This window comes from Pseudomonas palleroniana, assembly GCF_022836895.1.
Lineage (GTDB): Bacteria > Pseudomonadota > Gammaproteobacteria > Pseudomonadales > Pseudomonadaceae > Aquipseudomonas > Aquipseudomonas palleroniana.
This window is the reverse complement of the sequence record NZ_CP092411.1, coordinates 319,531-333,366: the sequence shown is the minus strand read 5'-3', so window position 1 is coordinate 333,366 and position 13,836 is coordinate 319,531. Positions and strand designations below refer to the sequence as shown.

7 protein-coding genes are annotated in these 13,836 nt (G+C 62.5%); 6 read left to right on the top strand and 1 reads right to left on the bottom strand.

The genetic code is table 11. The features are described 5' to 3' along the window. Positions 1-29: 29 nt before the first annotated feature. The gene (locus tag MJP36_RS01425; protein ID WP_161547572.1) at positions 30-617 is read right to left on the bottom strand and encodes a phage tail protein; all 588 of its coding nucleotides are present in this window, start codon (positions 615-617) and stop codon (positions 30-32) included. A gap of 201 nt (positions 618-818) precedes the next feature. Between MJP36_RS01425 and MJP36_RS01420 the strand changes: the two genes are divergently transcribed. The 6 genes from MJP36_RS01420 (at position 819) to MJP36_RS01395 (ending at position 13,737) form a co-directional block, all read left to right on the top strand. Further along, a complete protein-coding gene (locus tag MJP36_RS01420; RefSeq protein ID WP_244384708.1) occupies positions 819-2,432 on the top strand; it encodes a glycosyltransferase family 39 protein in 1,614 nt (537 codons plus the stop codon). A gap of 86 nt (positions 2,433-2,518) precedes the next feature. Beyond that, a complete protein-coding gene (locus tag MJP36_RS01415; protein ID WP_104995143.1) occupies positions 2,519-3,382 on the top strand; it encodes a sulfotransferase family protein in 864 nt (287 codons plus the stop codon). Between the two features lie 50 nt (positions 3,383-3,432). Next, entirely contained in the window at positions 3,433-11,322 is a 7,890-nt protein-coding gene (locus tag MJP36_RS01410) for an Ig-like domain-containing protein (RefSeq protein WP_425226329.1), read from the top strand. Between the two features lie 41 nt (positions 11,323-11,363). Further along, positions 11,364-12,878, top strand: a complete 1,515-nt coding sequence (locus MJP36_RS01405; RefSeq protein WP_244384707.1) for a TolC family protein — start codon at positions 11,364-11,366, stop codon at positions 12,876-12,878. Continuing rightward, on the top strand, positions 12,862-13,473 hold the full coding sequence (gene cysC, locus MJP36_RS01400; RefSeq protein WP_161547579.1) for an adenylyl-sulfate kinase: 612 nt from the start codon (positions 12,862-12,864) through the stop codon (positions 13,471-13,473). Before MJP36_RS01405 ends, cysC begins: the two co-directional genes overlap by 17 nt. A gap of 9 nt (positions 13,474-13,482) precedes the next feature. Continuing rightward, positions 13,483-13,737: a DUF2789 domain-containing protein gene (locus tag MJP36_RS01395; RefSeq protein WP_161547582.1), complete on the top strand. Its 255-nt coding sequence runs from the start codon at positions 13,483-13,485 to the stop codon at positions 13,735-13,737. The last annotated feature ends 99 nt before the right edge of the window (positions 13,738-13,836 follow it).

Sequence of the window (13,836 nt, the reverse complement as noted above, 5' to 3'; positions counted from 1 at the left end):
GCCGAGGCCCGTGGGCCTCGGCCAGGGGCTTAGCTGCGGGACGGAAAGATGCCGTTCAGCGCAATGCTGAAGTTGATCACCAGGAACGGGTTCATCGTGGCCATGGCCTGGCCTTGGCCGGCGGGGTCGATGGTGCCGGTCAAGGTGGTACTGACGCCTTTGAGCGTCACCGGGTTGGCGCCCTGTTGGTCCGAGTAGATCGTCGCGCTGCCCGGGCCGGGGCCGGAAGCGCCGATAAACGCGTTGGCGGCAGTGGGGACCGTGACCGGGTTGCTGGTGACACTGGTCAGTTGCACGGTGGTGGTGGAAGTGAAGGCCGCGGTGCCATGTGTGTGGGTCGGCAGGTTGGCCAGGGTGGCGGTGACGTTCTCGACCCCGGCGAACGCGCCGATGACTCGCGGCGACAGGTTCGCGCCGTTGCCTTGGCCGATGGGCAAGCGCCCCTGCAAATCCGGCAGCTTGAAGGACTGCACACCGTCGCCGCCGTACGTGGTGCTGATCAGGGCGAACAGCGCCTGGTACTGGCTGATGGACAAGGTTTGACCGGCGCACAAGGCCCAGTCTCTAGGGGCGAAATTAAACGCGAACGGTTGAATAGTGCCGATGAATACTTCCATGGATCGTTCATCCTTGCTTATGGCTCTATGGGTGTGTGACGCCAATTGATCTGGCGTCATCGCAGAGCGTAGACGCCGCTGATGCGCGGCGCCCGGCGGTCGCGAAACCGCGAGCGAAACCGGGGCTTTTGGCCTAGAGTGGCGCATGTTGACGCAACGGCGGGGTTTGCCCGGGAATCGGGCAGTGTCAGGGGAATTGAGGTGCGACGGTCTGTGGTAGAACAAGACAACAAAGTGGGGGTTTTTCCCGCAGTCAATCGCCTGTCGGCGGCTTGGGAAGGTGCCGGTTGGCTCAGCCGTTTATGGTGGGTGCCGATTCTGGCGCTGGCCATGGCCGTGCGTTTCTATGGCCTCACGGCCTCGGCGATCTGGGGCGACGAAGGCTCGAGCCTGTTGCTGAGCGAATACGCCATCGATGACCTGTGGTTTCACGCGGCCCATGATGTGCACCCGCCCTTGTACTTTTTCATGTTGCGCGGCTGGATCGGGCTGTTTGGCGATGGCATCTGGTCGATTCGCGGTATGAGTGCAATCCCCGGTGTGGTCGCGGTGGGCCTGGGGATCTGGCTGACGCGGCAACTGTCCACCCGGCGCGCGGCGATACTGGCGGGGGTGCTGCTGGCGCTGTTCCCCACGGCCGTGCGCTACAGCCAGGAAGTGCGCATGTACTCGCTGCTGGCCGTGTGGCTGCTGGCCGCCACGCTGGCGCTGGTGTACTGGGTACGCCGGCCCGAGCGCACGCGCTACCTGGCGGCCTACGTGCTGCTGATGGTGGCCGGGTTCTATACCCATTACTTCACAGCCTTGTGTGTGCTGGTGCATTGGTCCTACCTGGGGCTGTTGTGCGCGTCCCAGGCGCCGGGCCAGCGTCTGATCCTGCGCCCTTCGTGGTGGTGCGCCAATACGCTGATCGTGGCGCTGTACCTGCCCTGGTTGCCGAACCTGCTGGACCTGACCCAACACGTTGAACAGCTCAAGGTCGGCGGCGATATCGGTTGGGAAGACCCGGTCACGCTGATCTCCATGCCGTCGATGGTCTGGCAGTTCATGCTCCAGGATGAGGGCATCGATTTCTGGAAACCGTTGTTCTGGCTGTTTCCGCTGTTGCTGATTGGCGTCGTGGTTGCGACCGCCTGGCGTGATCGTGAGGCCCATCGGCCGGCGGGCCTGCTGGCGATGTTTTTCCTGCTGCCGCTGTTGCTGGTGTACGCGGTGTCGTTTATTTCCCCGGTCTTTATCGAGCGCTACCTCACGGTGTATGCCCTCGGCTTGCCGATCATGGTGGCCTTGGCCATCGACCGTTTGCCCAAGCGGCTGTCACGTTGGGGCGTCGCGTTCCTGGTGCTGTTTGTCAGCGTGGAACTGCTGGGGGTGAAGAACAACGCCACCGTGGACGAGCATGACCAATTCAACGTGCCGGTGGAGTTCGTCAACCGTAACTATCAGGAAGACGACCGCATCGTTCTCAGTGACATGCTGTGGTACCTCAGCTACGTGTATTACGACCAGACCGACGCCCAACTACAGCTCTACACGCCACCCAAAGCCGACGGTACGCCGACTCGGCCGACCGCCTACGGCTTTGGCACCCTGGTGGACCAGGACGGTGGGCGCATTTATCTCGACCGCCTGTCGGCATTGCCGGCGGATACCCGCCGCGTGTGGCTGATCAGCAGTGCCGAGCCGCCGGATGATTTCGCCCCGATACCCGCCGATTGGCGCGAACTCATGCGCCAGGATGGCGGCGGCGCAAGAGCGCGCCTGTTTGTCCTGTGTCGCGGGCCAGAGCCTTCGCAGCCTGAGGGCTGCCGCTAATTGCGAATTGGCATTAAGAAAATGTCTAAATAGTGGCAAATAACCACTAGTGAGCACCGCAATCCTCAGCTACGCTTCGGGCATAAATGGATTTGTCCTACAAAGTGGTGAAAGGATTGCGCTATCACTTTATCTCCGGTCTGCCGCGTTCCGGCTCGACCTTACTTTCTGCGATCCTGCTGCAGAACCCCCGTTTTCGCGCGGGCATGAGCAGCCCCGTAGGGACGCTGTTCAATGGCGTGCTGGCGCAGTGCAGCGCCGGCAGCGAGTTTGGCTCGGTCATTGATCCGGACACCCGCCGTCGCCTGTTGCGCGGCCTGTTTGATGCTTACTACGGCGACAAACCCTCCACCCCCGTGGTGTTCGACACCAACCGCCAGTGGTGCGCGCGCATGCCTGCCTTGCACGACCTGTTCCCCCAGGCCAAGGTCATCGCCTGCGTGCGCAATGTCGCGTGGATCATGGACAGCCTGGAACGCCTTTACCGCGCCAATCCGTTTGAGAACACCAAACTGTTCAACGACGATATCGAGCGCAACACCGTGTACAGCCGCGTCGAAACCCTCGGCCAGCGCAATCGCCTGGTGGGTTATGCCTGGTCGGCCCTCAAAGAGGCTTACTACGGCGAAAACGCCGGTTCGATGCTGATCGTCGACTACGACCTGCTGTCCCAGGCGCCGGAGCGCGTGATGCGGTTGGTCTACGCATTCATCGGCGAGCCGTGGTTCGAGCATGACTTCGATAACCTCAGCTACGACGCACCGGACTTCGACGAGGCGCTGGGCGTCAGAGGGTTGCACCGGGTCAAACCCAAGGTCGCGCTGCAACCTCGGCGTACGATCCTGCCGCCCGACCTCTTCGAGCAGTTCGCGCATATGGATTTCTGGCGGGATGGGAGCCTGAGCGCCGCCAATGTGATTCGCACTAAAGCCGATGCCGTGATCAATTGATCGCGGTTTTTTCATAGCGGGTATCTGCATTCGACAAGCGGGTGAGCAACATGTGGTGGAGCAAAGGTAAGGCACGGCAGGCAACGACAGGCGCCAACACCCTGGCGACGCCGATGATCATGTTCCTGGAGCCGCGCATGTTGTTTGACGGTGCGGTCGCGGCCACCGTAGCCGATGCCGCCCAGGCTGACAGCCACGCCACCGCCGATGCGGCGGCCAAGGCACCGACGGCCGAACATGCCTCCGTCAGTAAAGACACCCATGGCCAAACCGATGCGCCGGCGACACCGGCACCCGTGGCGGTACCGGGGCAGACCGTGGTGTTCGTCGACGCCCGGGTCAAGGACTCCGCCGACCTGCTCAAGGGGGCTGCTCCCGGCACTCAGGTCGTGCAACTGGATGCGAGCAAGGACGGCCTGCAGCAGATGGCCGATTACCTGGGCAGCCATCAGGGCGTGAGTTCGGTGCAGATTATCGCTCACGGCAACACCGGTGATCTGTGGCTGGGCAGTACCTATCTGTCGGCCGACAACGTTGCGGCTCGCAGCGAAGTGTTGGCGCAGATCGGCCAGGACATGAATGTGGGTGGCGACATCCTGATCTATGCCTGCAACACGGCGCAGGGCACCCAGGGGCTGAACTTTGTCGACTCACTCGCGCAATTGACGGGCCGGGATATTGCCGCATCCACCAACCGCACCGGCGGGGGCGGCGACTGGACGCTGGAAATTGCCACCGGCTCCATCGAGAGCCACACCGCGTTGTCGTACCAGGCGATGTCGGCGTACCAGTACGGCTTGGCCACGATTACGGTGACCAACAACGGCGACAGTGGCGCCGGTTCATTGCGCCAAGCCCTGAGCGATTCGGTGACGGGCGATACCGTGACGTTCAACTCAAGCATGACGGTTAACCTGAACTCTCAACTGGTGATCACGAAGAATGTCACGGTTGCAGGTGATTTGAACCACGACGGCGTGGCGGACGTTACCCTCAGCGGGCAGTACAAGACCCAGGTGCTGAGAGTTAATAATGGGGTGACCGCGACACTCGATGGCCTGGTCATCACCCAAGGGCTGGCGGTCGGGAATGGCGCGCAGGCAGGTGTCGACGGCACAGCTGCGATGGGCGGCGGTATCGTCAACTTCGGTAACCTGACCTTGAATAATGTCACGGTGACCAGCAATGCCGCCTCGGGTGGCGGTGGCGGTGGCGGGGTGACCGCGCCTTATGCCGGTGGCCCGGTCGGTGGCGGTGGCGGTGGCGGCGGTGCGCTTGGCGGACAAGTCGGAGGCCACGGCGGTATCGCCGGCACTGGTACGGGGGTATACGCCGGGACCTCCGGTAGCGCCAACACCGGTGGCACGGGCGGCTCCTATAGCCCTACCTACATGGGCGGCAGGGGTGGCAGCAGCGTGGGTGGCGCAGGCGGTGTGGGCGCCGGTGGCTACAGTAACGGTGGCAGCGGCGGCACGGCGAACAACGGCACTATCAGTATCGGCGGCGGTGGTGGCGGTTCCGGATGGGATAGGCCGGGTCGTGCCGGCGCCTCGGCCAGTGGCGGTATCTACAACGCCACCAGCGGTACCCTGACCGTTGTCGGCACCTCGGTGATTTCCAATAACATCGCGGCCGGTGGTGGCGGCGGCGGCGGCGGTGGGAGTGGTGGCAGCGCTGACCCGGGCGGTGCGGGCGGCAAAGGCGTCGGCGCGATCTGGAACAAAGGCACGCTGTTGATGACCGCCGCCAACTTCGCGGCCCTGAGCGGTAACGTTGGTGGCAGCGGCTCCGGCGGCCAGGCGGCGGGCGGAGGCGGCACGGGCGCTACCGTGGCGGCCACGAACAATATCTTCAATGATGGCGGCACCCTGAACACCGCCTACGCACCAACGCCATCAGCAACCATCGTCGTCACCACCACGGCCCAGCACATTGGCAGCACTTCGTTGGTGACCATTACCTTCAGCCAGGCCGTCACCGGTTTCACCAACGCTGACCTGACCGTGTCGAACGGCACCTTGAGCGCTGTCAGTTCCAGTGATGGCGGCGTCACCTGGACGGCGACGTTCACCCCAAGTTCGAGCGTGACCAGCGCGACCAACCATATCGTCCTGGATAATACCGGTGTCACCGGCGTGTCGAATGGCCTGGCGGGCAGCGGGACTTCTACCTCCAATAACTACACCGTCGATACGGTACGGCCGACCGCCACGGTTGCGGTGGCCAGCACGGGGTTGAATATCGGCGGCACCTCCGTGGTGAACGTCACCTTCAGCGAAGCGGTATCCGGCTTCAGCCTGGCCGACATGACGGCGTCCAACGGCACCCTGAGCAACCTGTCCACCAGCGATAACATCCACTGGACAGCGACCCTGACACCGACGGGCGGGATCACCAGTGGTATCAACGTCATTACCCTGGACAACACGCTTTACACCGACGCCTCGACCAATACCGGCACCGGCGTCACCACGTCCAATAACTACAGCGTCGACACCGTGCGCCCCACCGCTAGCATTGTGGTGTCTAACCCAGCGCTGAACATCGGTGGCACTTCTCTTGTGACCATCACTTTCAGCGAAGCCGTCTCCGGCTTTACCAACGCCGACCTGGTCGTCGCCGACGGCACGCTGAGCGCGGTGAGCAGCAGCGATGGCGGCATCACTTGGACCGCCACCCTGACGCCAAGCGCTGGGGTTAGCCATAGCGGTGACGTGATTACCTTGAGTAATACCGGGGTCGCCGACCTGGCAGGCAACGCCGGCAGTGGCACCACCAGTTCCAACGCGTATGCCGTCGACACGCTGCGGCCGAATGCGACCATTGTGTTTTCCAACACTACCCTGGCTATCGGTCAGACCTCCCTGGTGACGATTACCTTCAGTGAGGCGGTGAGCGGTTTCACCAACGCCGACCTGACGATCACCAATGGCACCTTGAGCGCTGTCTCCAGCAGTGACGGCGGTGTGACCTGGACCGCCACTTTCACCCCGACAGCCAGTATCACCAGCCCGACCAACCACATCACGCTGGACAAGACGGGCGTGCAGGATCTGGCAGGCAACGCCGGCAGCGGCACGACCAACTCCAATAACGTGGCGATCGACACCCAGCGCCCGACGGCCACGATAGTGGTCGCCAACCCGATATTGGCGATTGGCCAGACTTCGCTGGTTACAGTGACCTTCAGCGAAGCCGTCACGGGTTTCACCAATGCCGACCTGACTATCGCCAACGGCACGCTGAGTGCGGTGAGCAGCAGTGACGGTGGGATCACCTGGACCGCAACGTTCACCCCGTCGGCGAGTACCACCAACGCCGCCAACCACATCACCCTGGACAATACCGGCTACAGCGACCAGAGCGGCAACACCGGCACCGGCACGACAGACTCCAATAACTTCGCCATCGACACCCAGCGGCCGACGGCGACTATTGTCATCGCCGACCCGGTGCTGAGCGCCGGTGAAACCACATTGGTGACCATCACATTCAGTGAGGCCGTGAGCGGTTTTACCAACGCTGACCTGACCATCGCCAACGGCACCTTGACGGCGGTGAGCAGCAGCGACGGCGGTATCACCTGGACCGCTACCCTCACGCCGACGGTCGGTGTCAGCGATGCCACCAACGTCATTACCCTGGCCAACGCCGGTGTCGCCGACCTGGCCGGCAACGCGGGCTCGGGCACCACCAGTTCGGCCAACTACACGGTCGACACCGTGCTGCCCACGGCGACCATCGTTGTTGCGGACAGCGCTTTGAAAATTGGCGAAACCTCTGCGGTGACGATCACGTTCAGCGAGGCGGTGACAGGTTTCACCAATGCCGACCTGACGATTGCCAACGGCACCTTGACGGCGGTGAGCAGCAGCGATGGGGGGATCACCTGGACGGCGACCTTCACGCCGAGCAGCGCCATAACCGACGCGACCAACCTGATCTCCCTCGACAACAGCGGCGTACGCAACCTTTCGGGCAATGCCGGCAGTGGTACCACCAGCTCCAACAACTACGCCATCGATACCCAGCGCCCAACCGCAACTATCGTGGTGACGGACACCGCCCTGGGTATCGGCCAGACCTCGTTGGTGACGGTGACATTCTCCGAGGCGGTCACCGGCTTTACCAATGCCGACCTGACGATTGCCAATGGCACATTGAGCGCGGTGAGCAGCAGTGATGGTGGCATCACCTGGACCGCGACGCTCACCCCGGCGGCCGGTATCACCGATACCAGCAATGTGATCACCCTGGATAACACCGGCGTTGCCGATTTGGCCGGCAACGCCGGCGGCGGCACGACCGACTCCAACAACTACGCCGTCGACAGCCAACGGCCGACCGCGACCATTGTGGTTGCTGATTCGGCGCTGACAGCCGGTGAAACATCACTGGTGACGATCACCTTCAGTGAGGCGGTGACCGGCTTCACCAACAGCGACCTGAGTGTGCCCAATGGCACGCTCAGTGCCGTGAGCAGTGCCGATGGCGGCGTGACCTGGACGGCTACCTTCAGCCCGAACGTCGGCACCCGGGACGCCACTAACCTGATCATCCTGGACAATACCGGCATCACCGACCTGGCCGGCAACGCGGGCTCAGGCACTACCAGCTCGGCCAACTTCACCCTCGACACCGTACGGCCGACCGCGACCATCGTGGTGGCGGACAACGCGGTGAAAATCGGTGATACCTCGCTGGTGACCATCACCTTCAGCGAGGCGGTGAGCGGTTTCACCAACGCCGACCTGACCGTTGCCAACGGCACCTTGACGGCGGTGAGCAGCAGCGACGGAGGGATTACCTGGACGGCGACCTTCACGCCTACCAACAACATCACCGACGCCACCAACCTGATCACGCTGGACAACAGCGGCGTGCAGAATGCCTCGGGCAACGTCGGCAGCGGCACCACCGACTCCAACAATTACGCTATCGACACCCAGCGGCCAACGGCGACCATCGTGTTGGCCAACAACAGCTTGAACATCGGCGCCACGTCGTTGGTGACCATCACGTTCAGCGAGGCGGTCAGCGGTTTCAGCAACGCCGACCTGACCGTCGCCGGCGGTACCTTGAGCAACGTGAGCAGTGCCGACGGAGGTATCACCTGGACCGCCAACTTGACGCCCACCCAGGGTGTAAGCCACACGGGTGACGTCATTACGCTGAACAACGCGGGCGTCAACGACCTGGCCGGGAACAGCGGTGCGGGCAGCACGCTGTCGAATGCCTACAACATCGACACCCAGGCGCCCACCGCCACGATCGTGGTCGCCAACCCGACTTTGGCCATTGGCCAGACTTCTGGGGTGACGATAACCTTCAGCGAGGCCGTCAGCGGCTTCGACAACAGCGACTTGAGCGTGCCCAATGGCACTCTGAGTACCGTGAGCAGCGCCGATGGTGGTGTGACTTGGACGGCGACCTTTACCCCTACCAGCAACATCCGCGACACCACTAACCTGATCACCCTGAATAATGCGGGCGTCAGCGACCTGGCCGGCAACGCGGGCTCAGGCATCACCAACTCGGCCAACTTCACCATTGACACCGTACGGCCGACCGCGAGCATCGTGGTGGCGGACAACGCGGTGAAAGTCGGCGATACCTCGTTGGTGACCATCACCTTCAGCGAGGCGGTGAGCGGTTTCACCAACGCCGACCTGACCGTTGCCAACGGCACCTTGACGGCGGTGAGCAGCAGCGACGGAGGGATTACCTGGACGGCGACCTTCACGCCGACCAACAACATCACCGACACCAGCAACCTGATCACGCTGGACAACAGCAGCGTGCAGAATGCCTCGGGCAACGTCGGCAGCGGCACCACCGACTCCAACAATTACGCTATCGACACCCAGCGGCCAACGGCGACCATCGTCGTTGCCAATAACGGCTTGAACATCGGCGCCACGTCGTTGGTGACCATCACGTTCAGCGAGGCGGTCAGCGGTTTCAGCAACGCCGACCTGACCGTCGCCGATGGCACGCTGAGCAACGTGAGCAGTGCCGACGGGGGTATCACCTGGACCGCCATCCTGACACCTGTCGCTGGTGTGACGCATGCTGCAGCCGTCATCACGCTGAACAACACCGGAGTCGATGACCTTGCGGGTAACAGTGGCGCGGGTATTACCCAGTCGAATGCCTATAGCGTCGATACCCAGGCGCCGACCGCCAGCATTGTGCTTGCCAACCCGACGTTGGCCATTGGCCAAACCTCGTTGGTGACCATTACGTTCAGTGAGGCGGTCAGCGGTTTTGACAACAACGACTTGAGCGTCCCTAACGGCACACTGTCGGCGGTGAGCAGTGTGGACGGCGGTATCACCTGGACCGCGACCTTCACCCCGACCAGCAACATTCATGACACCACCAACCTGATCACCCTGAACAACACGGGCGTTACCGACCTGGCCAACAACGCCGGCACAGGTGTCACCCTTTCGGGCAATTTCAGCATTGATACAGTGCGGCCGACGGCGAACATCGTGGTCGACCACAGCGCACTCAAGCAGGGTGAAACGGCTCGAGTCACCATCACCTTCTCCGAGGCGGTCAACGGTTTCACCACTGCCGATCTGAGCGTGGCCAATGGCACCCTGAGCAACCTGGCATCCAGTGATGGCGGTATGACCTGGACGGCGACGTTGACGCCAACGGCCAACATCACCGACACCAGCAACCTGATCACCCTCGACAACAGTGGCGTGCAGAACGCTTCAGGCAACGCGGGCAGCGGCACCACCGATTCCAACAACTACGCCATCGACACCCAGCGTCCCACCGCGACTATTTCCGTGGCCGACAGCGCCCTGAACATCGGGCAAACCACCACGGTGACCATCGCCTTCAGTGAAGCCGTGACGGGCTTCGACCTCTCGCAACTGAGTGTGGCCAATGGCGTGCTGTCCAACCTGGCGAGCCAGGACGGCGGCAAAACCTGGACCGCCACCCTGACGCCGACGGCCGCTATCACCGACGCAACCAACCTGATCGTGCTGGATGCCAGCCAGGTCAACGACGCCGCCGGTAACGCCGGCAGCGGCATTGCGATCTCCAATAACTACGCGATCGATGGCGAACGCCCCACTGCGACCATCAGTATTGCCAACCCAAGCCTGACCGTCGGCCAGACCACTGTCGTGACGTTCACCTTCAGCGAGAAAGTCAGTGGCTTCAGCCTGGATGACCTGAGTGTGGCCAACGGCGCCTTGTCCAACCTGGCGACCAGCGACGGCGGCAAGACCTGGACGGCGACACTGACGCCAACGGCCAATCTCAACGATCCGAGCAACTTCATTACCCTCGATAACCGCCTGGTGAGTGACCTTTCGGGCAACGTGGGCAGTGGTTTTGCCAACTCCAATAACTACGCGATCAATACCGTGGCATTGACTGGCGACCCACTGTTCCGCGTCACCAACCCGGCACCGCCTCAAGGCGCACCGAACGCTCCGTTGCAGCCGAGCGTGTTTGGCGCGCCGCTGGGCAACCTCGGCTCACCTATCGGCTTCCCGCCGTTGTTCGAGCAACGTCAGCTGGGTGCAGGCTTGCCACCGGTCGGCAGCATCTTTATCCACAACGGCGCGCTGGCACCCAGCTATATCGCCCAGGTGTTCGGCACCGATGGTGCCGGTGACGGCAGTGCCAACGGTTTCCTGGGTTTTGGTGGCGGCGATGGTGGGGTATTCGGCTCAAGCACCTTGTCGAGCCTGTTCAGCCATGAAACCCACGGCGATGACAGCACCCTCAAAGCGTTCGACAGCAAACCGATCAACGGCCAGGGCGACCCGGCCCAGGGGCTGCGCGGCGTGTTTGGCGCGCCGAGCCTCGGCCAGCAATTGCAGCAGCTCAAAGACACAGAACAGCGCCAGGTGATGGACCTGGCGCACGCACTGCAACAAGTCGGCATCAGCGAAATGCAGGCTTGAACATACTTAACTCCAGGCGCAGTAACAGGGGCAGTCCAAGGATGAAATCAAGTCATAAGTTGTTCGGCGCCAGCCTGCTGGCGCTGGCGATCAGCGGTTGTGCAGTCACCAGTGAACCGATTGAACGCAGTGTCAGTGAGCAGCGAGCCCGTAGCGATCTGCAAGGTATGTACAAAGGCCAGGAGCCGCTGAATGGCCCGCTTACCCTGCACCAGGCCATGGCCCGTGCGGTTAAGTACAACCTCGAAGGCCGCTTGAAGGTGATGGAAGAGGCGCTGGCCAAACGCCAATCCGACCTCTCCAGCTTCGACATGCTGCCACGCATGGCCTTGTCCGCAGGCTATGCCGGGCGCAACAACACCAACGCCTCCAGCAGCCAGAGTGTGCGCACTGGCACCCAATCCCTGGAGCCGTCGACTTCCCAAGACCGCGACCGCCGCGTAGCCGACCTGACCATGGTGTGGAACGTGCTCGACTTTGGCGTCAGCTATATCAGCGCCAAGCAGCAGGGCGACCAGCGCCTGATCATCCAGGAGCGTCGGCGCAAGGTGATCAACACCATCGTGCAGGATGTGCGCTCGGCCTATTGGCGCGCGGTAGCGGCCGAACGCTTGCTGACCCAGATCGACAGCCTGATGGCACGGGTCGACCAGGCCCAGACCAACAGCCAGAGCATGAGCGAACAGCGTATCGGCGACCCGGTGCAGGCGCTGGGTTACCAGCGCTCGCTGATCGAAGCCACGCGCCAGTTGCAGGAGCAGCGCCGCGCGTTGTCGCTGGCCAAGACCGAACTGGCCACGCTGATCAACCTGCCCATGGGCAGCGAGCTCAAGCTGGCCACACCGGATGACTACAGCGTGCCGCAGTTGAAGGTCAACCTGGCCAGCCTGGAACAGGAAGCCCTGGCCAACCGCCCGGAACTGCGTGAGCAGGACTACCAGACCCGTATCAGCGCCGCCGAAACCCGCAAAGCCATGCTGCGCCTGCTGCCGGGCCTGGAGTTTTCAGCCGGGGGGCATTACGACAGCAACTCGTTCCTGACCGACAACCGCTGGGCTGACTACGGCGCCAAGGTCACCTGGAATCTGTTCAACGTGATCTCCGCACCTGCCGCCATCGATGTGGCCAAGGCCGGTGAGGAAGTCGCCACTGCACGACGCCAGGCCATGTCCATCGCGGTGCTGGCGCAGATCTACGTGGCCAACGCCAACTATCAGGACGCGGTACGCCAGTTCAAGACCAACGAACAGTTGGCCAACATTGATGGGCAAATCCTCACCCAGCTGCGCAACCGACATGAGGCCGCAGGGCTCGGCGAACTTGACCTGATCCAGGGCGAACTCAACACCTTGCAGGCGGACCTGCGTCGCGACCTGGCCTACGCTGACCTGCGCAACGCCTACGGCCAGATCTTCGCCAGCGCCGGGCTTGACCCGCTGCCTGAACAGCTGGACTCCGACCGCGTGCAAACCATCGCTACGGCACTGGCCAGCCGTGAGTCAGCCTGGGCTGCGGGCAACATCACGACGCCGGTGCCGCGTGCCGTCGCCCAGTAACCTGGTGGCGCCGACGGCGAGCATCACGCGCCGTCAACGCGAGGCGCGCAATGGGCATCGCGGTGTGGCGATCTTGCTCACCGGCCTGCCGGCGTCGGGTAAATCCACCCTGGCCCAGGGCCTGCAAGCGGCGCTGTTCGAGCAAGGCAAACAAAGCCTGGTGCTCGACGGCGACGCCTTGCGCGGTGGCCTCAACCAAGACCTGGGCTTTGCCGACAGCGACCGTCTGGAAAACATCCGCCGCGCCAGCGAACTCGCGGCGCTGCTGGTGGACAACGGGCAAATCGTGATCCTTGCGATGATCGCGCCTCTGGCCGAACTGCGTGCGGTGTTTGCCGAACGCCTGGCTGCCGATTATCGGGAAGTCTGGTGCAGCGCCTCGCTGGCGGTGTGCGAAGGGCGTGACCCCAAAGGGCATTACGCCCGTGCACGGCGTGGGGAGTTGCCAGGGTTTACCGGGGTTGGCTCGCCTTACGAACAACCGTTGCACGCCTCGTTGGTATTGGATACCGGCGTGCTGTCGGCGCAACAGTGCGTCGAGCGGCTGTTGGCGTGGCTTGCGCCTGAACTAGACTCTGGGGAATCGTCTTTTTAGGAGGCTCCCATGGAATCGCCAGTGCATAGCTTGCCGTCATTGTTCAAGCAACTTGGGCTGCCGGATGACCCGGTGAGTATCGAGAAATTCGTGGCGGTGCATTCGCCACTCAAGCGTGACCAGAGACTGGAAGATGCGTTTTTCTGGACCGACAACCAGAAGCAATTTCTGCGCAGCGAAATTCTGGATGACGCGGATTGGGCTGAGGTGGTGGATGAATTGAATCTTCTGCTGCACGGCGGAAGAGGGGTGCAAAAAACTTAGCAAAAACGTGAAAAGTTGAAAAAATCTGATGTGGGTTGAAAAAAACTGGCCTGTAATCGTGTAAGTGAACTTTTCCTGAGGTTGATAGCTGTCTTTGCT

What these genes read in the sequence shown, in the direction of transcription:
- MJP36_RS01415 (WP_104995143.1), top strand. Translation starts at nt 2,519, where the DNA reads ATGGATTTGTCCTACAAAGTGGTGAAAGGATTGCGCTATCACTTTATC.
- MJP36_RS01395 (WP_161547582.1), top strand. Translation starts at nt 13,483, where the DNA reads ATGGAATCGCCAGTGCATAGCTTGCCGTCATTGTTCAAGCAACTTGGG.
- MJP36_RS01425 (WP_161547572.1), bottom strand. Translation starts at nt 617, where the DNA reads ATGGAAGTATTCATCGGCACTATTCAACCGTTCGCGTTTAATTTCGCC.
- MJP36_RS01405 (WP_244384707.1), top strand. Translation starts at nt 11,364, where the DNA reads ATGAAATCAAGTCATAAGTTGTTCGGCGCCAGCCTGCTGGCGCTGGCG.
- MJP36_RS01410 (WP_425226329.1), top strand. Translation starts at nt 3,433, where the DNA reads ATGTGGTGGAGCAAAGGTAAGGCACGGCAGGCAACGACAGGCGCCAAC.